Here is a 21,806-nt window from a genome sequence, read left to right as displayed (position 1 = left end):
CACTTACCCATTAACTACTGCGCGACGCCTTCGCGCAGGTGCCAGCCACGACCGGACTTGGTGACCTTGCCCTCTTCGGCCAAGCCGGGCATCACGCGGTAGAGGTAGTTCTGCTGGATGCCCATCGCCTCGGCCAGCTCCGGGATGGTGATGCCGGGGCGCTCCTTGACCAGGTCCAGCGCCTGCGTGGCACGGGTGCCGGCACCGCCCTTGGGCCGGCCGCGACGGCCGCTGCCGGAGCCCTCGCTGCGACGACGGCGAGGGGAGCTGGAAGCGCCCGCCGCCGCGGGCTTGGCGGCGCGCGTGCCGGTGGTGCCGTTGCCGATCCCGCTCAGCGCGCTCTCGGCGGCCTGGAGCAGCTCGTACTCCTCGACGTACGGCTTGAGCTCCTTCAGCCGCGCCTGGATCTCCTTGCGCTTCTCGTCGAGAAAGTCGGCCATCTGAGTGTGACTCCGAGCTAGGGCATTAACCGGTCAATTCGGAACGGTAGACCACGGCTACCGTCAATGCCGCACGGACCGTTGCCGGTCAGCGTTCCAGCAGCGCTTTGAGTTGTTGGAGTGACCGTTGCGCCTCGCGTTCGGGGACACCGCCGACCACCACCCGGCTGGCCGCGGCGCCGAGGAACCCACCCGGTGCCTTGAACTCGTTCTCGTACTCGAAGTGGGTGCCTTCACCCTTCTCGGTGAGGCGGTACGCGGTGCGTGCGTATGACCCCGCCGGGCCCTTGCCCTCCCACGTGGCGGCGCGCGGCCGGTCGGCTTCGGTGAGCGTCCAGTGCACCTTGAAGTTCGCGTGACGCAGGCACAACGTCTGGTCCATCTCGTACCCCATGCGCGGCTCACCGGAATCCGTGCGATTGACCTTGCGGTGAATCGTCACCCACTCATGCAGCCGTTCCGGGTCGAGCATGACCTCATACACCTCGTCCGGAGGTGCGTCGATGTCGATCTGCGCACGCACCAACGTCATCGGGGTTGCACCTCCATGTCACGCAACGCTCGTTCCACCGCGGCCTCGAACCGGTGCAGTCTCACCCCGAACGTCGCGGCGGCATCGTCGTCGCGGGGGAGCAGGTCGTGCTCGAGTGACTCCATCAGCGGCTCGATCAGCCCGGGGTCCTCGCCCGCGACGGCGGCGGCCACCACCGACGCCACGGGCGTGAGGTTGAACGACAACGGCAGGGACAGGCGATCGACCATCATCACGTCAGCGATACGGCGCATGAGCTCCTGGTAGCTCATCACGTCCGGCCCGCCGAGGTCCCACGAGCGGCCCGCGTGGCGCGGGGCGAGCGTCGCGGCGCTCGCGAGGAACTCGAGCACGTCGCGTCCGTCGATCGGCTGCGTACGGTGCACGCGCCACGCCGGCAGCGCGAGCACGGGCAGGCGCTCGATCAGCCGGACGAGGAAGCGGAACGAGCGCGAGCGCGCGCCGACCACGAGCGACGCGCGCAGGGCGACCGACTCCGGCACGGCGTCCAGCAGCGCCTGCTCGACGGTCAGGCGCGACGCCAGGTGGCGCGAGATCGTGCCGTCGTGGGGCACGAGCCCGCCGAGGTAGACGACCCGGCGCACGCCGGCCGCGGCCGCCGCGGCGGCGAACGTCTCGGCCTGGCGGCGCTCGACGTCCACGAACGAGGCGCCGACGCCCTCCATCGAGTGGATCAGGTAGTACGCGACGTCCACGCCGTCCAGCGCGCGGTCCAGGCCCGCGCCGGAGGTCGCGTCGCCGAGCACGAGGTCGTCGACCTCGGCTCCGGCCGCACGGACGCGCTCCGCCGAGCGGGCGAAGCCACGAACGCTGTGGCCGTCACGGATCAGGCGCGGCACGAGTGCCGCGCCGACGTAGCCCGACACGCCGGTTACCAGGGTTTGCAAGCCGCCGCCCATGCTCCCCAGCCTGACAGGCCCGAAAACCACGCAGATTGCGGGGTGGCGATCCCGCAAAGCCCGCATAAAACCGCCAAAAAGCCCGTATTTGCGGGGTCTTCACGGAATACCTGCGTTTTGCGGAAGTGCCGCTCGGGGAGGCCTTGAAGGACCCCGGCGGCTCCGCTTTGATCGCCCCTGTCGTTGTGACCGAGTCGTGAACGAGGGGTTCTTCCGGGTGTCAGCAGTTGCCACGCCGCCGCGTGCCAAGAGGTCGAAGAAGGTGTCGTGCGAGGACTGCTTCTTCGCACGTAACGGCCTCTGCGCGTTGAACCTTGACGAGGCGTGCCCCACCTACCGCCCCGATCATCCGGACGGGCTGCGGCCGCCGAGCCAGATGCGCTTCGTGTTCCGCCAGGAGCGCCGGCGCCAGGCCGCCTGGGCGTTCCCGTCCGCCGAGGAGCAGGCCGCGCTGCACGGCTAGTACCCTTCTCGGCGGTGTGCCGGGAAGTCTGGTCGGCGTCTCGTCGTCGACCCCTGAGGTGCACTTCCTGTGGCATTCGCCATCGCAGTCTTCGTCGTCGCGCTCGCGCTGATCGCGTCCGAGCGCGTCGACCGCACGAAGATCGCCCTGCTGGGCGCGACCCTCGTCGTGCTCGCCGGCACGCTCGACCAGGAGCAGGCGATCGAGGCGGTGGACTTCAACACCATCGGCCTGCTCGTCGGCATGATGATCATGGTCCGGGTCACCGAGACCACCGGCGTCTACACATGGCTGGCGATCCGTGCCGGGCAGCTCTCACAGGGTCGCCCGCTCGTGCTCGTGCTCGCGCTGGCGGTCACCACCGCCGTGCTGTCGGCGTTCCTGGACAACGTGACGACGATCCTGCTGATCGTCCCGATCACGTTCCTGTTGGCCGACGCGCTCGACATCGACCCGGTGCCGTTGATCGTGATCGAGATCGTGGCGTCGAACCTCGGCGGCACGGCCACGTTGATCGGCGATCCGCCGAACATCCTCATCGCCGGCCACACCGGCCTGTCGTTCGGCGCGTTCATCGCCAACCTCGCGCCGATCGTGATCCTCACGCTGGCGGTCGTGATCCCCGGGCTGTACTTCGCGTTCCGCTCGCGCCTGCGGATCGCGCCCGAGGCGCGCGAGCAGGTCATGGCGCTGGACGCGGCCAAGTCGATCGAGGACGCCGGCGAGGCCAAGCGCACCGTCCCGATCCTCGTGCTGACGATCCTCGTGTTCTTCATCCACAAGCCGCTGCACCTGGAGCCCGCGACGGTCGCGCTCGCCGGTGCCGCGGTCACGCTGCTCCTGAGCCGGCAGTCGCTGGCCGGCACGGTCTCCTCGATCGAATGGCTGACGCTCTTCTTCCTGATCGGCCTGTTCGTGATGGTCGGCGCGCTGGAGGAGACCGGCGCGCTGGAGGAGGTCGCGAACGGCATCGCGTCCGTGACGGACGGCAACCGGACGGCGGAGCTGCTCGGGATCCTGTGGGTGTCGGCGATCGGCTCGGGGCTGGTGGACAACATCCCGTTCACCGCCGCGATGATCCCGGTCGTGGACTCGCTCGGCGACGACTCCGCGTACTGGTGGGCGCTCGCCCTCGGCGCCTGCTTCGGCGGCAACGCCACCATCGTCGCCGCCGCGTGCAACGTGGCCGCCTCGGGCATGGCCGCGCGCGCCGGGAACCCGATCGGCTTCGTGTTCTTCCTGCGCTACGGCCTGCCGGTGACCGCCGTGTCGTTGATCCTGGCCACCGCCTACGTGATGCTGAGGTACGCATGACCCCGCCCGTGCTGCACGTTGACGAGACGCTCGAGGACGCCGTCCGGCGGCTCGTGGAGACCGACCTGCCCGCGCTGCCGGTGGTGGACGCCGACGCGCGCTTCCGCGGCGTCTTCGGCGAGCGCGAGTTCATGACCGCGCTGTTCCCGGGCTACGTCGGCCAGCTCAAGGGCGCGGCGTTCCTGCGCCAGTCGCTCGACAAGGCGCTCCAGAAGCGCAACACATGCCGGTCCGATCGCGTGCGGGAGCACATGAACACGGAGCACGTCGAGGTGGGCGCGGATCACTCGGACCTGCAGGTGGCGGAGATCTTCCTCCATCACCGTGTGCTGATCGTGCCCGTCGTCGACGACGGGCGGGTGGTCGACGTGATCGCACGGCACGGCTTCTTCCGCGAGCTCGCGGAACGCTTCCTGAGCTCGTGACCGACCGCATCCGGGAGTTCCTCCACGACGAGGCCGCGGGTGGCCTCGCGATCCTCGCCGCGACCGTCGTCGCGCTGCTGTGGGCCAACGTCGGCCCTGGCTACGACGGCTTCTGGCACACCGAGCTCGGCCCGCTCGACCTGCATCACTGGGTCAACGACGCGTTGATGGCGCTGTTCTTCCTCGTCGTCGGGCTGGAGATCAAGCGCGAGTTCGTCGACGGGCGCCTGCAGAGCCCGCGGGCGGCGGCGCTGCCGGCGATCGCCGCGGTCGGCGGGGTGCTCGCGCCGATCGTGATCTTCGTCGTGCTGATCGCCGGCGGGGAGGGTGCCGAGGGGTGGGCGATCGCCTGCGCGACGGACATCGCGTTCGCCGTCGGGCTGATCGCCGTGCTCGGCGACCGCGTGTCGGAGGGCACGCGCGTGTTCCTCCTGGCGGTGGCGATCGTCGACCACATCATCGCCATCGCGATCATCGCGATCTTCTACGCGGAGGCCGTGTCGGTGCTGTGGCTGCTGGCGGCGGCGGTGCTGGCGGTCGCGGTCAAGCGGCTGCCGCGGCTGTGGATCCCGCTCGGCATCGCGCTGTGGATCGCGGTCCACGAGGCGGGCGTGCACGCGACGATCGCCGGCGTCACCGTCGGCCTGCTGCTGCCCGTGGCGCTCGGCGAGCGTGTCGAGCACCGGCTGCACCCGTGGAGCGCGTTCCTGGTCGTGCCGCTGTTCGCGCTCGCCAACGCGGGGGTCGACTTCGGCGGCGGCGTGCTGGGCGACGCGCTCGGCAGCCGGCTGACGTGGGCGATCGTCGCCGGCCTGGTGATCGGCAAGCTGCTCGGGATCTCCGGCGCGACGCTGGGTGCGCTGCGCGCCGGCGGGACGCTGCCCGAGGGGATGCCGCGTCCGCAGCTGGCCGGCGTGGCCGCGGCCGCCGGCATCGGCTTCACCGTCTCGCTGTTCATCGCCGAGCTCGCCTACGACGACCCGGCGCTCGTCGAGCGCGCCAAGGTCGGCATCTTCGCCGGTTCCGTGATCAGTGGCATCCTCGGGGTGCTGCTGCTGTCTGTAGCCTCTCGCGCCAGGAGGGTCTGACAGAAGGTGCGCATCACGGTCCTGGGGAAGTCCCCGGCCTGGCAGGACGCCGACGGCGCCTGCTCGGGCTATCTCGTCGAAGGCGGCGGGCGTACGGTGCTGCTCGACTGCGGGCCCGGCGTGTTCGCCAAGCTGCGCGCACGCGTTCCGTACGAGTCGGTGGACGCCGTGGTCCTCAGCCACCTGCACGCCGACCACGTGATGGACCTCGTGCCGTTCGCTTCCGGCATCCGCTACCGGCCGTGGGAGGGCGCCGCGCCGCGCCCGACGCTGTACGCGCCACCGGGTGCCCGCGAGGTGCTCGCGCGGCTGTGCGAGGGCGGCAGCATGAGCGCCGACCACATCGAGCTCGCGTTCGACGTGACGATCTACGACCCGGCCGAGCCGCTCGCGCTCGGCGGGCTCGACGTGCGCTTCCAGCCCGTGCCGCACTACATCCCGGCCAACGCGGTCGAGTTCGCCGACGCCGGGGCGCGGTTCACCTTCGGCGCCGACTGCGGTCCCAGCGAGGACCTCGCCCGCTTCGCCGCCGACACGGACGTGCTGATGGTCGAGGCGACGCTCCTCGAGCCCGAGCCGCCGGAGGACCGCGGGCACCTCACCCCGTTCGAGGCGGGCGAGCACGCGCAGCGGGCGGGAGCGAAGCGCCTGGTGTTGACGCACTTCGCGGCCGAGGCCGGCGCGGACTGGGTCGTCGCGGAGGCCGCGCGCGCCTACGGCGGGCCGATCGACGCGGCCCACGAAGGGTTGAGCTTCACCGTCGGAAAGTAAAGATTCGCTTACTCGCGGCCGATCACCCGGTCGTGACCCCTGCCACGGCCGCCATGGACGGCGTGCGACTGCTCTCGCACCGCCCGTCCGTCCTCTACAAGGTCGAGCACCTCGCCACGGAGCCCGCGGCGGGGGACATCGCCGTGGAGGGACTGCTGCTGGCCGGGCCAGGGTGGGACGATCGCCTGCGGACGCTGATGCGGGCGCTGTCGGTGTCCGAGCGCGCGTGCCTGTTCGCGATCCGCCTCGCGGACGAGCAGAGCCTGCCGGTGCCCGCCGAGACGCTGCTCGACCGCACCCGCACGGACTGGTTCCCCGAGTTCCTCTCGCACGGCCGCATGCGCCCGCACTTCCAGCCGATCATCGACCTGCACTCCGGCCTGGCCTACGGCCGCGAGGCGCTGATGCGCGGGATGCTGGGCACGGTCGAGCTGCGCGGCGGTGAGCTGCTGGCCGCCGCCGAGGCGCACGACGCGCTCTTCTCCTTCGACTACCGCGCCCGCACGGCGGCGCTGGAAGTCGGCCTGCCGCTGCTGCCCCCGGGCGAGATCCTGTTCGTCAACGTCGACCCGCGCGCGTCGCTGGACGTCGACTCCTCGATGCGCACCACGTGGCCGGTCGTCGGCCGGCTCGGCGCCGACCCGTCGCGCCTCTGCCTCGAGCTGGTCAAGCCCGAGCGCTGCCTGGACCGCGACCTCCTGCACGCGATCACCGCCGAGCACCGCAAGCGCGGCGCGCTCGTGGCGCTGGACGACCTCTCGGGCGGGCCGGACTCCCTGGCCTGCCTGGAGCTGATCAAGCCCGACATCGCGAAGATCGACACGGCGCTGACGGCCGGCATCCAGCACTCGGTCGGGCGGCGTTCGCTCGTCAAGGCCCTGGTGGAGTGCGCGCACGAGCTGGGCGCGAAGGTCGTCGCCGAGGGCGTCGAGCGCGTCGACGAGTTCCGCGCGATGGCCGAGCTGGGCGTCGACCTCGGCCAGGGCTTCTACTTCGGCCAGCCGACCGAGAAGCCGATGGCGGTCGACACCCGCCTCGTGCGTCCTTCCGCCTACTAGCGGAGCGTGATCACGACGCCGGCGTAGCCGGCGACCGTGAGCCGCAGCGTCTGCGGCTTCTTCTTGACCGCGGCGCGCGCGGACCGGGTGAGCTTAATCGAGAGCTTCCCCGTCTTCTTGGACTTCACCGTCACGCGCCCGGTGCCGAACGTCTTGCCCGCGCGGGTGAGGCGCACGTTCAGCGAGCACGTCTTCGGCAGCGGGCAGCGCGCCGTCAGCGTCAGCGTCCCGGCCTTCGAGGCGCGCGGGCGCTTGGGGAGGCTGAGGAAGTCCCGGCTCGTGTAGCGCGTGGCCTCGTCGCCGAGGATGCCGATCTCGCCGAGCGGCGTCGGGGTCGGCGTGGGCGTCGGCGTCGGGCGGTCGTGCGGCTGCTGCACGGTCGGCGTCGCGGTGGCCTCGGGCGTCACCGTCACGTTCTCGAACGTGACCGTCATGACGATCCCGTAGCTGCTGCGGTTGCCGGCGGCGTCGGTGACGTGGATCTCCACGTCGTGCTTGCCGTTGGCGTACTTCGTGGTGTCGATCGAGAGCGTCACCGTGCCGCTCGTGGTCCCGCCGTACGTCGCGCTGGCGGCCGGAGCGTCGTCGATCGTGGCCACGGCCTCGCCCAGGGCGACGTCATCCGTCGCCGGCACCGGGATGACCAGCGTTCCGCTCGCCGTGTTCTTGAGCGTGAGCCCGTTGATGGTCGGCGCCGTTGTGTCGGGCTCACCCGCGTGGATGGGCGCGGCGAGTACGAGGAAGGGAAGCAGGGCAAGACCCGCCAACGACCGGTGCATGACGAGAAACGTACCGTGAGGTTTCCCCGTTAGCCTTGGACATTCGTATGGCACAAGAGCGAGATCTGTTCGCGAACTTCGAACGCATGCGCCGTCAGATGGACGAGCTGTTCGACCGCGGCTTGGCGCCGCAGCGGCGCGGCGGGTTCTCGCCGGCGGTCGACGTCTACTACGCGAGCGACCCGCCACGGGCGATCGTGCGGGCCGACCTGGCGGGCATCGATCCCAGCCAGGTGCAACTCGAGGTGCAGGGGCGTGAGCTGCTGCTCTCGGGCCAGCGCGAGCCGGACACGCCGTCCGACGACCGCGTCTACCAGCAGATGGAGATCGAGCGCGGGCCGTTCCGGCGGGTCGTCGCGCTCGGTGCCGACGTCGACGCCGACGCCGCCGACGCCACGTACGAGGACGGCATCCTGACCGTCGAGCTGCCGCTGAGCCGGCCTGCGCAAGCCCGCACCGTCCCGATCCGCGGGACGGAGCGGTGAGCGCCACCGAGGACGAGCTCCCGCAGGGCCTGCCGGACCGGCTGCCGGTCCTCCCCCTGCGCGACACGGTCACCTACCCGGACACGCTGACGCCGCTGGCGGTCGGGCAGGAGCGCTCGATCCAGCTCGTCAACGACGTGCTGGCGGGCGACCGGATGCTCGTGATGCTGGGCTCCAAGGACCCGGACCTCGACACGCCCGGGCCGGATCAGCTGCACCGGATCGGCGTCGCGGGCGTCGTCGCGCGCATGCTCAAGGTGCCGGACGGCTCGCTGCGGATCCTGGTCCAAGCGGGCCAGCGTGTGCAGATCGACGAGTGGGAGGGCGAGGAGCCCTACCTGGTCGCCAAGGTCTCCGAGCTGCCCGACGAGGTCGAGGAAGGCCCGGAGCTGACCGCGCTGATGCGCAACGTCCAGCAGACGTTCACGCGCATCATCGACGAGGTCCCGTACCTCCCCGAAGAGCTGCAGATGGCGGTCGCGAACGTCGAGGAGCCGTCCTCGCTCGCGCACCTGATCGCCGGCGCGCTGCGGATCAAGGTCGAGGAGAAGCAGGCGCTGCTGGAGGAGGTCGACGTCGGCAAGCGCCTGCGGATGCTGTCCGAGACGCTCGCGCGCGAGCTGGACATCGTCGCCATCGGCTCCAAGATCCAGAACCAGGTCATGTCGGAGATGGAGAGCTCGCAGCGCGAGTACGTGCTCCGGCAGCAGCTGAAGGCGATCCAGGAGGAGCTGGGCGAGAAGGACCCCGCCGAGGCCGAGATCGACGACCTGCGCGAGCAGCTGTCCGCGCTCGAGCTGCCGGAGGACGTCCGCAAGCAGGCCGACCGCGAGCTCTCGCGGCTGGAGAAGCTTCCGCAGGCGGCGGCCGAGCACGGCGTCATCCGCACCTACCTGGAGTGGATCGCGTCGCTGCCGTGGGGCAAGCGCACCGAGGACAACCTGGACCTCGCGCACGCCCGGCTGGTGCTCGACGAGGACCACTACGACATCGCCAAGGTCAAGGAGCGGATCCTCGAGTTCCTGGCGGTGCGCAAGCTCAAGCCGGACGCCACGGGGTCATCGATCATGTGCTTCGTCGGCCCGCCGGGTGTGGGCAAGACGTCGCTGGGCAAGTCGATCGCGCGGGCGATGGGCCGCACGTTCGAGCGCATCAGCGCCGGCGGCGTGCGCGACGAGGCCGAGATCCGCGGCCACCGGCGCACGTACATCGGCGCGATGCCGGGCACGATCATCCGCGCGCTGCGCGACGCGGGCGCGGCCAACCCGCTGTTCATGATCGACGAGATCGACAAGATGGGCGCGGACTACCGGGGCGACCCGGCCAGCGCGATGCTCGAGGTGCTCGACCCCGAGCAGAACGCGACGTTCCGCGACCACTACCTCGACGTGCCGTTCGACCTCTCCGGCGTCCTGTTCATCACGACGGCGAACACGCTGGACACGATCCCCGGCCCGCTCCGCGACCGGATGGAGATCATCCAGCTCTCGGGCTACACCGAGGAGGAGAAGCTCCAGATCGCCAAGCGCTACCTCGTGCCGCGCCAGATCGAGCGCTCCGGCCTGAAGAAGTCGCAGGTGAGCTTCTCGGACACCGGGCTGAAGGCGATCATCTCCGAGTACACGCGTGAGGCCGGCGTGCGCGGCCTCGAGCGCGAGATCGCGTCCGTCTGCCGCAAGGTCGCGCTCAGCGTCGCCGAGGGGACGCACGCCAAGAAGGTCGCGGTCAGCGGACCGAAGGTGCGCGAGCTGCTCGGGCGCCCGCGCTTCCAGCCCGAGATGAAGCGCCGTACGCGCGAGCCGGGCGTGGCGACCGGGCTGGCCTGGACGCCGGTCGGCGGCGACGTGCTGTTCGTCGAGGCGACCGCGATGCCCGGCAAGGGCCGGTTGACGATCACCGGTCAGCTGGGCGACGTCATGAAGGAGTCCGCGCAGGCGGCGATGTCCTACGTCCGCGGCCACGCCGACGCGCTGCCCGACGGCTGGTTCGGCGAGCACGACGTGCACATCCACGTGCCGGCGGGCGCTATCCCCAAGGACGGGCCGAGCGCCGGGATCACGATGGCGACCGCGCTGATGTCGCTGGTGAGCGGGCGTGCGGTGCGTGACGACGTGGCGATGACGGGCGAGCTGACGCTGACCGGCCAGGTGCTGCCGATCGGCGGCTTGAAGGAGAAGGCGCTGGCGGCGCAGCGGGCGGGCGTCAAGCGGGTGCTGGCGCCGAGTCGCAACGAGCCCGACGCCGAGGACTTCCCCGACGCGCTGCGGGAGAACCTGGAGTTCGTCTGGGTGAGCGAGATCGGCGATGTGTTCGACGCGGCACTCGTCCGGGGTATGCTCGCGTCCAAGACTTGAAAGCTGAAAGCGAGGCAAACGAGGAGCCATGGCGAACAAGAAGGTCAAGAAGGCCGGGCAGGCTGCCCAGTCGGCCCGCTCCAACCCGTACGTCCAGCGGCTCATCGATGACGAGGACCTGCGCCAGAGCATCGTCCAGAGCTTCGAGTCCGCGCGCGACGCGTACGGGCGGCTGAGCAACGGCAAGAGCCCGGCGAAGCAGCTCTTCGAGGACAAGAAGCTGCAGAAGCACATCCGCGAGACGGCCGGCGGGGTGCGCGACGCGAGCGTCGCGCTCTACGAGGCGCCCAAGAAGCAGAAGAGCGGCGGCGGCTTCGGTCGTGTCCTGCTGCTCGGCGTCGTCGGCGGCGTGGTCGCCCTCGCCGTCTCCGAGGGCCTGCGCAAGAAGGTCCTGGACGCGCTGTTCGGCGCGGAGGAGGAGTTCGAGTACACCTCGACGACCTCGTCGCCCTCGAGCACGCCGACCGCCGGCACCGCCGCGTAGGCCACCGTCACACCCGGTTTGTGAGAGGGCGCCCGCCGGGCGCCCTCTTTCGTTTCGTAAGCTGCCCGCCATGGCTTTGGACGTCTACGGGCTCTGCCTCGGCGGCAACGTGTTCGGCTGGACCGCGGATCGCGACGAGTCGTTCGCCGTGCTCGACGCCTACGTGGCGGCCGGCGGGAACTTCATCGACACCGCCGACACGTACATGCGCCCGAACATGGGCATCTCGGAGACGATCATCGGCGAGTGGATGACGGCGCGCGGCAACCGCGACTCGCTGGTCATCGCCACCAAGGTCGGCTCGGACGGCGGGCTCTCGGCGGAGAACATCGCGCGGCACGTCGACGAGTCGCTCACGCGCCTGCAGACGGACCGCATCGACCTCTACTACGCCCACAAGGACGATGGCTCCGTGGACGTGGAGGAGACCGTGTGCGCGTTCGACCAGACCGTGCGGGACGGCAAGGTGCTCAACGTGGCGGCGTCCAACGTCCCGCCGGAACGGCTCGTGCGGTCGCTGGAGATCGCGGAGCGCGAAGGCCTCGCGAAGTACGTCTGGCTGCAGCCCGAGTACAACCTGATGGAGCGCGACGGCTACGAGCGCGACTACGCGCCGATCGTCGCCGCCCACGGGCTGGCGGTCGCCCCGTACTTCGCCCTCGCGGCCGGCTTCCTGACCGGCAAGTACCGCAACGGCGGCGCCGACGGCTCCGCCCGCGAGGGCATGGTCGCCAAGTACCTGCAGGACCCGCGCGGTGAGCGTGTGCTGGACGCGTTGGACGAGATCGCCCTCACGCGTGGCGTGACCGTCGGCGCGGTGGCGATCGAGTGGCTGCGCGCGAAGCCGGGCATCGTCGCCCCGATCGCGAGCGCGCGCACGGTCGACCAGCTGCGCGGCATCCTTCCGACCTTCACGCTCGACCCGAGCGAAGTGGCCAAACTCGACGAGGTCTCCGCCTGATGGACGCGAATCGCCAAGCCTTCCTGGACGAGCTCTACGCGCACGGCCGCGACGTACCCGAGGCGCTGCGCAACGTCGAGCCCGAGGCCGCCGAGCTGCTGGGCGTGCTCGTGCGCACCCTCGGCGCGCAGAACGTGCTCGAGATCGGCACCTCCAACGGCTACTCGACGATCTGGCTGGGCGACGCCGCCGAGGCCGTCGGCGGCCGTGTCCTCAGCCTGGACATCGACGCCGACCGCACCGCGCTGGCCCAGAAGAACCTCGTCGAGGCCGAGGTCGACCGCTGCGTCGACGTCCGCACGCAGGACGCCGCCCAGGCCCTCGCCGGCTTCGAGGACGGCTCCTTCGACCTGATCTTCCTCGACGCCGAGCGCCGCGAGTACGCGTCCTACTGGCCCGACCTCGTCCGCGTCCTGCGCGACCGCGGCCTGCTCGTGGTCGCCAACACGCTCTCGAACGCGAAGGAGCTCGTCGAGTTCTCCGAGCTCGTCTACTCCGCCGAGGGCGTCACGTCGACGCTGCTGACGGTCGGCGCGGGCGTGCTGCTGATCGTCAAGTCGAGCTGAGCTTAAATTGCTGCGGGGAGATCCCCCGCAGCCGCTTGAACGCGGTCGAGAGCGCGAAGCTCGACCCGTAGCCGACCTGCGGCGCGACGGAGCCGACCGTCGCGCCCGGCTCGAGCAGCAGGTCGGCGGCGAGCGCGATCCGCCAGCTCGTCAGGAAGCTCATCGGCGGCTCGCCGACGAGGTCGTTGAAGCGGCGGGCGAGCGCGGCGCGGGAGACGCCGATGCGGCGGGCGAGCTCCTGGATCGTCCACGGGTGAGCCGGCTCGGCGTGCAGCATCCGGATGGCCGGGCCGACCACCGGGTCGGCGTAGGCGCGGTACCAGCCCGGCGCTTCGGGGCGGGAGAACCAGTCGCGCAGGACGGCGATCAGCAGCAGGTCCAGCAGGCGGTCGAGCACGGCTTCCTGGCCGGGCTCGTCCTTGATGATCTCGTCGGCGAGCAGGGGGACGAGGGGCGAGTCGAGGCGGTGGACGATCAGCGGCGGGAGCGCGCGCAGCAGGCGGCCGCTGATCTCGCCCGCGGATTCGTAGACGCCGGTCATGATCACGGTCTCGCCATCGGCGGCGGTGCCCCACGTGCGCGGGCCCAGCGCCCATTCGAGCTTCAGCGGCCGTCCATCCGGCGTCCGGCAGTCCTGGCCAGGGTGCACGACGGCCTGCACGGGCGTCGCCGCGTCGTCGGCGACCGTGTACGGGCGTGGGCCGCGGGCGATGGCGACGTCGCCGGGGCGCAATCGGATGGGCGTCTCGCCGTCGCCGAAGATCAGCGCCGAGCCGCGCACGACGGAGATCACCGCGATCGGCGACTCGTCCTGGATGCGCATGGACCAGGCGCCCTCGAACGCGAGCTTGAGCAGGAACGCGCCGCGGGCACGTGGTCCGTCGAGCAGACCGGCGATCGCATCCATGCTCTGGACGATGACGTATGCATGGGCGTCTTTCAACTATGGATCGTCCACGCTCGGCGCGGTTCAATCCGCCTATGACCACCCTGATCACCGGCGCGACGGGCAAGACCGGCACGCGCATCGTCAGCCGTCTCACCGCCGCGGGCGTGTCGGTCCGGCCCGCCTCCCGCGCGACCGGCTTCAACTGGGAGGACCGCTCGACCTGGTCCGCCACGCTGGCCGGCGTCGATGCCGCCTACCTCGCGTACTTCCCCGACCTCGCCGTGCCGGGCGCGGCCGACACGGTCGGCGACTTCGCGCGCGCCGCGGCCGCGGCCGGCGTCACCCGCCTCGTCCTGCTGTCCGGTCGCGGCGAGCCCGAGGCACAGCGCGCCGAGCGCGAGGTGGCCGCGGCGGGCGTGCCCACCACGGTCGTCCGCTGCAGCTGGTTCGCCCAGAACTTCAGCGAGAGCTTCATGCTCGACGGCGTGCTGGCCGGCACCGTCGCGCTCCCCGCCGACGGCACGCCGGAGCCGTTCGTCGACGCGGAGGACATCGCCGACGTCGCGGTCGCCGCGCTCACCGAGGACGGCCACGCCGGCGAGGTCTACGAGCTCACCGGCCCGCGCGCGCTGCGGATGGACGAGGCCGTCGCCGAGCTGGCCGCCGCCACCGGCCGGCCGCTGACCTTCACGCGGGTCACGCCCGAGGCGTACGCCGCCGCCGCGCCGCCCGAGCTCGCCGAGCTCGTCGTCTTCCTCTTCACCGAGCTGCTCGACGGGCGCAACGCCCAGCCACAGGACGGCGTCCAGCGCGCCCTCGGCCGCGCGCCGCGCGACTTCGGCGAGTTCGCCCGCCGCACGGCCGCGACCGGGGTGTGGGCATGACCACGCTCGAGAACCCCGTGACCGGCGAGCGGTTCACGTTCACCCACCGCTCGCCCGAGAAGCTGGCCTTCGACTTCGCGCTGCGCGAAGGCGGCAAGGTGCCGATCCCGCACGTGCACGCGGTGCAGACCGAGCGCTTCGAGGTCGTCGCCGGCACGGTGCGCTTCCGGCTCGGGCTGCGCACGCTCATCGCTCATCCGGGCGACGTGATCGAAGTGCCGCCCGGTGTCACGCACGCCTTCGCCAACGTCGGGACCGGCGAGGCGCAGATGCGGATCGAGGTGACCCCGGCGCTGGCGATGGCGGAGCTGTTCACCGAGGTCGTCGCGCTCGCCCACGCGGGACGCATGAACCGGCGGGGCCTGCCGCGCGATCCGCGCGACCTGGCGACGCTCGCGCACCGCTACGCCGAGGAGGCGCACGCTCCGCTGCTGACCGCGCGCCTGCAGCGCTGGCTGATGGCGCCGCTCGTGCGCCGTCGCCGGGCCGCGCTTCAGCCCAGCTCGGCCCGCGCGGCCTGAGCACGCGCCCGCACCGCGTCCATGTCGTCGAGCCGGGCGAGCGTGCGCAGCGGCTGCCGCATCCGGCGGTTGCCGCTGAGCCTCGCCTGGTTGCGATCGACGAAGTCCCAGTACAGCGCCGTGACCGGGCACGCGTCCGCGCCCGTGCGCACGTTCGGCGAGTAGCGGCAGCCCCCGCAGAACGTCGACATCTTGTTGATGTAGTTGCCGCCGGCGGCGTACGGCTTGGACATCATCTCGCCGCCGTCCGCGTACAGCGCCATGCCGGCGGCGTTCGGCGCCATCACCCACTCGGCGCCGTCGATGAACGCGCCCTGGAACCAGCGCACCGCCGCCCACGGCTCCACGCCCGCGAGCAGGAGGATGTTCCCGAGCACCATCAGCCGCTCGATGTGGTTCGCGTAGGCGTCTTCCTCGACGCCGCGCACCACGGTGTCCAGGCAGTGCCAGCCCGTCTGGTGCCCCCAGAACGCAGGGGGGAGCGCGTGGTGGGCGCCGAGCGCGTTGCCGCGGTCGCGCCGCCGCCGGTACATGCCCCACACGTACTCGCGCCAGCCGATGATCTGGCGGACGAAGCCCTCGACCGAGGCGAGCGGCGCGGCGCCGCGCCGGTAGGCGTCCTCCGCCGCGCGCACCGCGCGCAGGGGCGCCAGCAGCCCGAGGTTGAGCGGTGCGCTGAGCTGGGAGTGGAACAGGACGTGGTCGCCGTCGACCATCGCGTCCTGCCACGGCCCGAACTCCGGCAGGCGCCGCTCGACGAACGCGTGCAGTGCCGCCTCGGCTTCCGCCGGCGTCGCCGCGACGGCCCGCGGGCCGTCCTCACCCCATAGCTCGACGTCCCGGAGCGCGTCTAGGTCACGTCGCACCTGCGCGTCGATGTCGTCCTCGGCGGGGCGCCACGGCTCGGGGGCGAGCAGGCCCGCGCGCGGCGGCTTGCGGTTCTCCTCGTCGAAGTTCCAGCGCCCGCCTTCGGGTTCGCCGTCCTCGTCGAGCAGGACGCCGAGTCGCCGGCGCTGGTCGCGGTAGAAGTCCTCCATCAGCAGCCGCCGCCGGCCCTCGACCCAGTCGTCGAAGCCGCCCAGGAACTGGTTGGAGGGCACGAAGCGCACGCCGAGCCGCGCCAGGCTCGCGCGCGCTCCGGTGCGGTTGGGCTCGGCGCAGACCACGTCGCGCCGGTCACGGAGGACCTCCGCGAACGAGTCGGCGCGGACGTGCTCCGCGTGATCGTGCTCGGCGGCGAAGTGGCGCATCGCGCTGAACACGAGGTGGGCGCGCCGGCGGTGCGTGCGCACCCGCCGCAGCGGGGCGCGCGCCTCGATCAGCAGCACCCGGTCGGCACCGTCCAGCGCCGGGTTGTCGCGCATCAGCTGGTCGCCGAGGATCAGCGCCGTGTGGCCCATCCTCGCGGGTACGGCGCGGGCGGGCGCCCGGCTCACCGTTGCCAGGGCGCCACACCGCGGTCGACCGCGCGCTGCGTCCGGCGCTTGGCCAGCGCCATGCCGAGCAGGAACGGCGGCTTCGGCGGCACCCAGCCGAGCTGCGTCGCCATGCCGAGGTCGTCGCGCACGGCGCGGTGCTCATGGGCGAGGCCGTCACGGATGACGAACCAGTGCGACTGCGCGATCGTCGCCTCGCGGTGCGTCGGCGGGAACGCGTCCTTGACGCGGCCCGCCGGATCGAAGAACGCGACGTCGCCCGTGTGGCGGACGGTGACGCGGCAGCGCAGGGCGACGAGCTCGCCCTCCTCGACCACGTCGACCGGCTCGATCTCGAAGCGCGAGAACCCCGCGCGCAGCCACTCGCGGGTGGCGAGCAGGCCGCGGGGTCCCCGCTCACGACATTCCAGCGGCTCGTTGTGGGCCTCGTGGTTGACGTGCTCGGGGGCGACGACCCGCTCGGCGTCGGCGAGCGTGACCGTGTCGGCGGTGATCAGCTCGAAGTTGGCGAGCGCGATGGCGGCGTTGCTGGTGGAGAGCGGCGAGGACATGCCTCGCAAGACGCCGCCGCGGGCCCGGCGCTTCCCACTAGGCCGGAATCGCGGCGCGCGCCGCCTCCAGGGCCGCGATGTCGAGCTTGCGCATCCCGTACATCGCCTGCGCGGCGCGCGCGGAGGCCTCGCGGTCGCCCGTGAAGAAGCGGCTGACCTGCTCCGGGATGATCTGCCAGGAGAGGCCGAAGCGGTCCTTGAGCCAGCCGCATGCGCCCTCCTCGCCACCGTCGGTGAGCGCGTCCCAGTAGCGGTCGATCTCCGCCTGGTCGCGGCACAGGACCTGGAGCGAGATCGCCTCGGTGAACGGGAACTGCGGGCCACCGTTGAGGCCGAGGTAGCGCTGGCCGAGCAGCTCGAACTCGACCGTCATCGCCTCGCCGGCCTTGTCGGTGCCGTCGGGGTAGGGCACGACGCTGACGATCCGGGCGTCGTCGAAGATCGAGCAGTAGAGCTCGGCGGCCTGCTCAGCCTGGCCGTCGAACCACAGGGTGGTGATGATGCGCTGTGCGGTCATGTCCGGTGTAACGCCGGACCGGCCGCGAACTCATCGCTACAGCCAGTCGCCGATCACGGGGACCCAGTTCGGGATCCCCCAGACCAGGACGGCGGCGGCGATCGCGGCGACCGCCAGGACGGACGCGACGGCGACCACGATCCGCTGCGTCTTCGTGGTCTCCTTGGCGCTGGCGCGGGCCTTCTCGGCCTGCTCGAGGGCGACGTCGAGCAGGCGGGCCGCCCAGGCGAACTCGAGCGAGAGGATCGCGAGCCCGATCGGGATGACCGCGAAGGCCGGGCCGGGCAGGACCATCATCGCGATGCCCGCGAACAGGACCGTGAACCCGACGATGACGAACCCGAGGCGCGCGATCCGCGAGCGCTCGCGGTGCGTCTCCCGCTGCGCGCGCAGGCGCTCGACGAGGGGCGGCTTGGTCGCGTTCTCGTCGCTCATCGCTCCTCGATGAAATCACGGACCTCGACGAGCGCTCCCGGGCGCTCGGCGGTGTCCGGCCGTGAGGTCGCGCCCGCGCGCTTCTGCCAGGCGACCAGGAATGGGTTCGGGTCCACGGCGTCGCCGCCGTTCGGGTGGATCTCGAAGTGGACGTGGGGCGGGGTCGGCTCGGCGTCGCCGGTGTTGCCGACGTAGCCGAGCACCTCGCCCGCCTCGACGCGGCGGTCGTCGACCGCGTTCGCCGAGAACGCGGACAGGTGCGCGTAGAAGAACTGGTCGCCGCTGTCGGCGTAGACCCACAGGCGGTTGCCGGAGATCGGGAGCGTGCCGACGTTGGCGAGCGTGCCGTCGGCCACGGCGACGACCGGCGTGCCGAAGTCGGCGAAGATGTCGTTGCCCTCGTGCGGGCGCCCGGTGCTCGCGCGCGGCGCGCCGAACGGGCCGCCGATGTCCGCCGGGCCGCCGACCGGGAACACGAACCCGGAGCCCATCAGCCGCTCGCGCCAGGTGCGCTTCGGCTTGCTCGGCTTGGGCGTGGCGGTCGCCTTCGGCGTCGCGGTGGGGGTCGGCGTGGCGGTGGGGGGCGCGGTCGCGCCCGGGTCGGGCGTCGACGAGCCGCCGCCGCTGCCGGAGGCGCTCGCGGACACGTCGGCCACGACCACGGTGGTGCCGGCGGGGATGCCCTCGACCTCGGACGTGAGCTCGACCGTCAACCCTGCGCCGCGCTTGTTGGCCGTGATCCGGCCCTCCCGGAACTGGTAGACCTTCGTGCCCTTGACCTCGTCGATCGACTCGTCGCCGAACGTGAGGCCGAGGACGGTCCCGGAGTAGGAGACCTTGCCGCCGCTCGTCGTCGCCTTGCGCGCGACGTGCGACGCCGTCACCAGGCCGCCGAAGAGCTCGACGTCGTCGGCCTCCGCCTGCGCTTCCGCCGACAGCGACGACACCGACGTCGCGACGGACACGAAGCCGTCGCCCAACACGATCCCGTCCGGCGTGTCGGCGGGCACGCTGCTCGACGCGGAGTCGTCGCCGGAGGCGCGGACGCGCGCGACACGGCCGAGGTCGCCGGTGATGACGGCGGCGGTCGCCGAGGCCTTCGCGCTGCCCTGCGCGGGCGCCGACGCGACCGCGATGCCGGCCGCGACCACGACTCCGAGCAACGCGATCAGGGTTCGAACCGGCACCCGAAGAGTGTGCCAGACCGTACTCCGCGGCCGACCGCGCTCCTATACGGTGCGCCCTTCGTGCCGGACCCAGCGATCATCGCGGAGGGGTTGCAGAAGTCCTACGGCAAGGTGCACGCGCTGCGGGGCGTGGACCTGCGTGCCGAGGCCGGGTCCGTGCTGGGCCTGCTCGGTCCCAACGGGGCCGGGAAGACGACCGCCGTCCGCATCCTCACCACCCTGCTCGAGGCGGACGCGGGGACCGCCCGCGTGGCGGGGCTCGACGTCAAGGCCGACGCGAAGGCGCTCCGCGGCCGGATCGGGCTCGCCGGCCAGTACGCGGCCGTCGACGAGAACCTGACGGGCTTCGAGAACCTCGACATGGTCGGCCGCCTCTACCACCTGGGCAAGGCGACCGCGCGTGACCGGGCGAACGAGCTGCTCGAGCGCTTCGCCCTCACGGACGCCGCCGACCGGCCCGCCAAGACCTACTCCGGCGGCATGCGACGCCGGCTGGACCTCGCGGCCGCGCTGGTCGCCCACCCGCCCGTCGTCTTCCTCGACGAGCCGACCACCGGCCTGGACCCGCGCTCGCGGATCGGCCTGTGGGAGACGATCGAGGCGCGCGTGGCCGAGGGCACGACCGTCCTGCTCACCACGCAGTACCTCGACGAGGCCGACCGGCTCGCGGACCGGATCGCCGTGATCGACCACGGCAGGGTGATCGCCGAGGGCACGAGCGACGAGCTCAAGGCGCGGATGGGCGGCGAGCGGCTCGAGGTGACGCTGCGCGACACGGCCGACGAGGAGAAGGCCAAGCAGGCGCTGCAGGGCATCTGCGACGACGTCCACGCCGAGTTCCCGCTCGTCACCGTGCCGGGCCGGATCCCGGTCGCCGACGCGGTGCGCGCGCTCGACGAGGCGGGCGTGGCGATCGCCGACATCGCCGTCCGCCGGCCCACGCTCGACGACGTCTTCCTCACGCTGACGGGCAAGCCCGCCGAGGAGGTGGACGCCGAAGATGCCTGAGATCGTCGCCGACGCGCTGGTGATCCTCAAGCGCAACCTGATCAAGTTCCGGCGCCAGCCGGAGATGCTGATCGGCTACACGATCCAGCCGATCATGTTCGTGCTGCTGTTCGTGTACGTGTTCGGTGGCTCGATCCAGGTCCCCGGGCTCGACTACGAGGACTTCCTGATCCCGGGCATCATCGTCCAGAACATCACCTTCGGTGGCGCGCTGACCGCGGTGGGGCTGGTCGAGGACCTCAACAAGGGCCTGATCGACCGCTTCCGCTCGCTGCCGATGGCGCGCTCGGCGGTGCTCGCCGGGCGCACGCTCGCCGACGTGGTGGTGAACCTGTTCGGCGTCATCATCATCCTGCTGGTCGGCCTGGTGGTCGGGTTCCGCTTCAACTCCAGCGTGCCCGAGATCGCCTACGGGATCCTCCTGCTGCTGCTGTTCGGGTACGCGTTCAGCTGGATCTTCGCGCTGGTCGGTCTGTACTCGTCGAGTGCGGAGAGCGCACAGCAGATCGGGTTCACTGTCATCTTCCCGCTGACGTTCATCTCGTCCGCGTTCGTGCCGGTCGAGAACATGCCCGGGGCACTGGAGGCGTTCGCCAAGGTGAACCCGTTCACCATCACCGTCGACGCGATGCGCCACCTGTTCATCGGCACCCCGGCGGGCAACTCGGTGTGGCAGGCGACGTTGTGGTCGATCGGCCTGACGGTGGTGTTCGCGCCGTTGGCCGTACTGAAATACCGCAAGGTTTCTGCGCGCTAGTCTGGGCTCGTCACATCAATCACACGTTCGTGCAGGGGTGCTTGAACGTGTGGGAGACGGGAGGCAGTTTTGCGACGTTTCACTACGCCGGCGGTGCTGGCATGCCTGTTGCTGTCCGCGGCCTCGGCTGAGGCGCGGGTCGAGAGCCAGGAGGTCAGCCAGTCGGCGAGCTCGGTGGCCGACTACTGGACGCCGGAGCGACGGGAAGCGGCCAAGCCGGCCGAGCAGCGGTTCGGGGGAGCCGCTCCCCAGGCCGAAGCCAAGGCCGCGCCGCTGCCGTGGACGTCCGCGGAGGTGACGACGCCCTACACGCAGGCGCCGACCTCCACGCACGGCAAGGTGTTCTTCACGCTCGGCGGCAACGACTACGTGTGCTCGGGCACTGCGCTGCTGAGCGGCAACAAGAGCGTGGTCTGGACCGCGGGCCACTGCGTCAACGAGGGCCCCGGCGCCTTCGCCACCAACTGGGAGTTCGTGCCCGCCTACAAGGACGGCTCGGCCCCGCTCGGCGCCTACGTGGCCGAGAACCTCTTCACCACGAGCGCCTGGGGCAACTCGGGTGAGTTCAGCTACGACCTCGGCGCGGCGGTCGTCGCCCCGGCGGGCGGCACCGCGTTGACCGACCGCGTCGGCGGGCGCGGCATCGCGTTCAACTACAGCCGCTCGCAGACGTACACCTCGTACGGCTATCCGGCGGCGCCGCCGTTCGACGGCGAACGCCTGTGGCGCTGCAACTCCGGTCTGCAGACCCAGGACACGTCCGCCAACCCGGCGACGCTCGGCATCGGCTGCGACATGACCGGCGGCTCCTCCGGCGGTGGCTGGATCGTCGGTTCGAACGTGGTCAGCGTCAACTCCTACGGCTACGACAACCAGCCGAACGTGATGTACGGGCCCTACCAGGGCTCGGTCGCGCAGTCGCTCTACGCCGCGGCGGCCGCTGACTAGTCGCAACTTCTTGAGAGGAGCACCGTTGTTGCC

The 21,806-nt window shown here is 71.4% G+C and carries 26 protein-coding genes; 16 read left to right on the top strand and 10 right to left on the bottom strand.

Going from position 1 to position 21,806, the window contains the following annotated elements:
* Positions 1-14 precede the first annotated feature (14 nt).
* The 3 genes from C8N24_RS07810 to C8N24_RS07800 form a co-directional block, all read right to left on the bottom strand.
* A complete protein-coding gene (locus C8N24_RS07810; RefSeq protein ID WP_121249517.1) occupies positions 15-440 on the bottom strand; it encodes a hypothetical protein in 426 nt (141 codons plus the stop codon).
* Between the two features lie 88 nt (positions 441-528).
* Positions 529-972 carry an SRPBCC family protein gene (locus C8N24_RS07805; RefSeq protein WP_121249516.1) on the bottom strand — a complete coding sequence of 148 codons (444 nt, stop codon included), beginning with the start codon at positions 970-972 and terminating at the stop codon, positions 529-531.
* On the bottom strand, positions 969-1,880 hold the full coding sequence (locus C8N24_RS07800) for an NAD(P)H-binding protein (RefSeq protein WP_121253016.1): 912 nt from the start codon (positions 1,878-1,880) through the stop codon (positions 969-971). Before C8N24_RS07800 ends, C8N24_RS07805 begins: the two co-directional genes overlap by 4 nt.
* A gap of 319 nt (positions 1,881-2,199) precedes the next feature.
* Here C8N24_RS07800 and C8N24_RS07795 point away from each other — a divergent pair, with 319 nt between their 5' ends.
* From C8N24_RS07795 to C8N24_RS07770, 6 genes are all read left to right on the top strand, one after another.
* Complete coding sequence (locus C8N24_RS07795; RefSeq protein ID WP_245971790.1) at positions 2,200-2,355, top strand: hypothetical protein; 156 nt, start codon at positions 2,200-2,202, stop codon at positions 2,353-2,355.
* Between the two features lie 69 nt (positions 2,356-2,424).
* On the top strand, positions 2,425-3,669 hold the full coding sequence (locus tag C8N24_RS07790; protein ID WP_121249514.1) for an ArsB/NhaD family transporter: 1,245 nt from the start codon (positions 2,425-2,427) through the stop codon (positions 3,667-3,669).
* Positions 3,666-4,094, top strand: coding sequence for a CBS domain-containing protein (locus tag C8N24_RS34975; RefSeq protein ID WP_121249513.1), 429 nt, complete (start codon positions 3,666-3,668; stop codon positions 4,092-4,094). The genes C8N24_RS07790 and C8N24_RS34975 overlap by 4 nt, the downstream gene beginning before the upstream one ends.
* The gene (gene nhaA, locus C8N24_RS07780) at positions 4,091-5,182 is read left to right on the top strand and encodes a Na+/H+ antiporter NhaA (RefSeq protein ID WP_245971789.1); all 1,092 of its coding nucleotides are present in this window, start codon (positions 4,091-4,093) and stop codon (positions 5,180-5,182) included. Before C8N24_RS34975 ends, nhaA begins: the two co-directional genes overlap by 4 nt.
* Before the next feature lie 6 nt (positions 5,183-5,188).
* A complete protein-coding gene (locus tag C8N24_RS07775; protein WP_121249511.1) occupies positions 5,189-5,953 on the top strand; it encodes an MBL fold metallo-hydrolase in 765 nt (254 codons plus the stop codon).
* A 32-nt stretch (positions 5,954-5,985) separates the two neighbouring features.
* Positions 5,986-7,011 carry an EAL domain-containing protein gene (locus tag C8N24_RS07770; protein WP_147447685.1) on the top strand — a complete coding sequence of 342 codons (1,026 nt, stop codon included), beginning with the start codon at positions 5,986-5,988 and terminating at the stop codon, positions 7,009-7,011.
* On the opposite strand, the gene C8N24_RS07765 is transcribed toward C8N24_RS07770, so the two are convergent.
* Positions 7,008-7,790 (bottom strand): hypothetical protein, encoded by a 783-nt coding sequence (locus tag C8N24_RS07765; protein ID WP_121249509.1) that lies wholly within the window; start codon positions 7,788-7,790, stop codon positions 7,008-7,010. The two genes, C8N24_RS07770 and C8N24_RS07765, sit on opposite strands and share 4 nt — an antisense overlap.
* A gap of 86 nt (positions 7,791-7,876) precedes the next feature.
* Here C8N24_RS07765 and C8N24_RS07760 point away from each other — a divergent pair, with 86 nt between their 5' ends.
* The 5 genes from C8N24_RS07760 to C8N24_RS07740 all read left to right on the top strand — a co-directional run bounded on the left by C8N24_RS07760 (position 7,877) and on the right by C8N24_RS07740 (position 12,640).
* Positions 7,877-8,275 carry an Hsp20/alpha crystallin family protein gene (locus C8N24_RS07760; protein ID WP_245971788.1) on the top strand — a complete coding sequence of 133 codons (399 nt, stop codon included), beginning with the start codon at positions 7,877-7,879 and terminating at the stop codon, positions 8,273-8,275.
* On the top strand, positions 8,272-10,629 hold the full coding sequence (lon, locus tag C8N24_RS07755) for an endopeptidase La (RefSeq protein WP_121249507.1): 2,358 nt from the start codon (positions 8,272-8,274) through the stop codon (positions 10,627-10,629). Before C8N24_RS07760 ends, lon begins: the two co-directional genes overlap by 4 nt.
* Before the next feature lie 28 nt (positions 10,630-10,657).
* Positions 10,658-11,113 (top strand): hypothetical protein, encoded by a 456-nt coding sequence (locus C8N24_RS07750; protein WP_121249506.1) that lies wholly within the window; start codon positions 10,658-10,660, stop codon positions 11,111-11,113.
* 70 nt (positions 11,114-11,183) lie between these two features.
* Complete coding sequence (locus C8N24_RS07745) at positions 11,184-12,074, top strand: aldo/keto reductase (RefSeq protein WP_121249505.1); 891 nt, start codon at positions 11,184-11,186, stop codon at positions 12,072-12,074.
* Positions 12,074-12,640, top strand: coding sequence for an O-methyltransferase (locus C8N24_RS07740; RefSeq protein WP_121249504.1), 567 nt, complete (start codon positions 12,074-12,076; stop codon positions 12,638-12,640). Before C8N24_RS07745 ends, C8N24_RS07740 begins: the two co-directional genes overlap by 1 nt.
* Here the strand turns inward: C8N24_RS07740 and C8N24_RS07735 are convergent.
* Positions 12,627-13,547 carry an AraC family transcriptional regulator gene (locus C8N24_RS07735; RefSeq protein ID WP_121249503.1) on the bottom strand — a complete coding sequence of 307 codons (921 nt, stop codon included), beginning with the start codon at positions 13,545-13,547 and terminating at the stop codon, positions 12,627-12,629. The two genes, C8N24_RS07740 and C8N24_RS07735, sit on opposite strands and share 14 nt — an antisense overlap.
* A 74-nt stretch (positions 13,548-13,621) precedes the next feature.
* Here C8N24_RS07735 and C8N24_RS07730 point away from each other — a divergent pair, with 74 nt between their 5' ends.
* Complete coding sequence (locus tag C8N24_RS07730) at positions 13,622-14,413, top strand: SDR family oxidoreductase (RefSeq protein WP_211339876.1); 792 nt, start codon at positions 13,622-13,624, stop codon at positions 14,411-14,413.
* A complete protein-coding gene (locus C8N24_RS07725; protein ID WP_147447684.1) occupies positions 14,410-14,934 on the top strand; it encodes a cupin domain-containing protein in 525 nt (174 codons plus the stop codon). The genes C8N24_RS07730 and C8N24_RS07725 overlap by 4 nt, the downstream gene beginning before the upstream one ends.
* Here the strand turns inward: C8N24_RS07725 and C8N24_RS07720 are convergent.
* From C8N24_RS07720 to C8N24_RS07700, 5 genes are read right to left on the bottom strand one after another with little or no spacing between them, the layout of a single operon-like run.
* Positions 14,907-16,370: a cryptochrome/photolyase family protein gene (locus C8N24_RS07720; protein WP_211339875.1), complete on the bottom strand. Its 1,464-nt coding sequence runs from the start codon at positions 16,368-16,370 to the stop codon at positions 14,907-14,909. The genes C8N24_RS07725 and C8N24_RS07720 overlap by 28 nt on opposite strands.
* Positions 16,367-16,921: an ester cyclase gene (locus C8N24_RS07715; protein WP_121249499.1), complete on the bottom strand. Its 555-nt coding sequence runs from the start codon at positions 16,919-16,921 to the stop codon at positions 16,367-16,369. The genes C8N24_RS07720 and C8N24_RS07715 overlap by 4 nt, the downstream gene beginning before the upstream one ends.
* 37 nt (positions 16,922-16,958) lie before the next feature.
* Complete coding sequence (locus tag C8N24_RS07710) at positions 16,959-17,438, bottom strand: VOC family protein (RefSeq protein ID WP_121249498.1); 480 nt, start codon at positions 17,436-17,438, stop codon at positions 16,959-16,961.
* A gap of 36 nt (positions 17,439-17,474) precedes the next feature.
* Positions 17,475-17,873, bottom strand: coding sequence for a PGPGW domain-containing protein (locus C8N24_RS07705; protein WP_121249497.1), 399 nt, complete (start codon positions 17,871-17,873; stop codon positions 17,475-17,477).
* Entirely contained in the window at positions 17,870-19,060 is a 1,191-nt protein-coding gene (locus tag C8N24_RS07700) for a M23 family metallopeptidase (protein WP_147447683.1), read from the bottom strand. Before C8N24_RS07700 ends, C8N24_RS07705 begins: the two co-directional genes overlap by 4 nt.
* Before the next feature lie 60 nt (positions 19,061-19,120).
* Here C8N24_RS07700 and C8N24_RS07695 point away from each other — a divergent pair, with 60 nt between their 5' ends.
* The 3 genes from C8N24_RS07695 to C8N24_RS07685 all read left to right on the top strand — a co-directional run bounded on the left by C8N24_RS07695 (position 19,121) and on the right by C8N24_RS07685 (position 21,773).
* Positions 19,121-20,068 carry an ATP-binding cassette domain-containing protein gene (locus tag C8N24_RS07695; protein WP_121249495.1) on the top strand — a complete coding sequence of 316 codons (948 nt, stop codon included), beginning with the start codon at positions 19,121-19,123 and terminating at the stop codon, positions 20,066-20,068.
* Positions 20,061-20,825 (top strand): ABC transporter permease, encoded by a 765-nt coding sequence (locus C8N24_RS07690; protein ID WP_121249494.1) that lies wholly within the window; start codon positions 20,061-20,063, stop codon positions 20,823-20,825. Before C8N24_RS07695 ends, C8N24_RS07690 begins: the two co-directional genes overlap by 8 nt.
* A gap of 93 nt (positions 20,826-20,918) precedes the next feature.
* Positions 20,919-21,773, top strand: coding sequence for a trypsin-like serine peptidase (locus C8N24_RS07685; RefSeq protein WP_211339874.1), 855 nt, complete (start codon positions 20,919-20,921; stop codon positions 21,771-21,773).
* Positions 21,774-21,806 lie beyond the last annotated feature (33 nt).

The sequence above is a fragment of the Solirubrobacter pauli genome, assembly GCF_003633755.1.
In the GTDB taxonomy this organism is placed as follows: Bacteria; Actinomycetota; Thermoleophilia; order Solirubrobacterales; family Solirubrobacteraceae; genus Solirubrobacter; species Solirubrobacter pauli.
This window is presented reverse-complemented; position numbering and strand designations above follow the sequence as displayed.

Bases quoted from the DNA above. Each gene is read 5' to 3' on its own strand.
- C8N24_RS07810 (WP_121249517.1), bottom strand. From the start codon at position 440: ATGGCCGACTTTCTCGACGAGAAGCGCAAGGAGATCCAGGCGCGGCTG.
- C8N24_RS07805 (WP_121249516.1), bottom strand. From the start codon at position 972: ATGACGTTGGTGCGTGCGCAGATCGACATCGACGCACCTCCGGACGAG.
- C8N24_RS34975 (WP_121249513.1), top strand. From the start codon at position 3,666: ATGACCCCGCCCGTGCTGCACGTTGACGAGACGCTCGAGGACGCCGTC.
- C8N24_RS07765 (WP_121249509.1), bottom strand. From the start codon at position 7,790: ATGCACCGGTCGTTGGCGGGTCTTGCCCTGCTTCCCTTCCTCGTACTC.
- C8N24_RS07760 (WP_245971788.1), top strand. From the start codon at position 7,877: ATGCGCCGTCAGATGGACGAGCTGTTCGACCGCGGCTTGGCGCCGCAG.
- C8N24_RS07750 (WP_121249506.1), top strand. From the start codon at position 10,658: ATGGCGAACAAGAAGGTCAAGAAGGCCGGGCAGGCTGCCCAGTCGGCC.
- C8N24_RS07745 (WP_121249505.1), top strand. From the start codon at position 11,184: ATGGCTTTGGACGTCTACGGGCTCTGCCTCGGCGGCAACGTGTTCGGC.
- C8N24_RS07740 (WP_121249504.1), top strand. From the start codon at position 12,074: ATGGACGCGAATCGCCAAGCCTTCCTGGACGAGCTCTACGCGCACGGC.
- C8N24_RS07735 (WP_121249503.1), bottom strand. From the start codon at position 13,547: ATGGATGCGATCGCCGGTCTGCTCGACGGACCACGTGCCCGCGGCGCG.
- C8N24_RS07730 (WP_211339876.1), top strand. From the start codon at position 13,622: ATGACCACCCTGATCACCGGCGCGACGGGCAAGACCGGCACGCGCATC.
- C8N24_RS07725 (WP_147447684.1), top strand. From the start codon at position 14,410: ATGACCACGCTCGAGAACCCCGTGACCGGCGAGCGGTTCACGTTCACC.
- C8N24_RS07715 (WP_121249499.1), bottom strand. From the start codon at position 16,921: ATGTCCTCGCCGCTCTCCACCAGCAACGCCGCCATCGCGCTCGCCAAC.
- C8N24_RS07710 (WP_121249498.1), bottom strand. From the start codon at position 17,438: ATGACCGCACAGCGCATCATCACCACCCTGTGGTTCGACGGCCAGGCT.
- C8N24_RS07705 (WP_121249497.1), bottom strand. From the start codon at position 17,873: ATGAGCGACGAGAACGCGACCAAGCCGCCCCTCGTCGAGCGCCTGCGC.
- C8N24_RS07690 (WP_121249494.1), top strand. From the start codon at position 20,061: ATGCCTGAGATCGTCGCCGACGCGCTGGTGATCCTCAAGCGCAACCTG.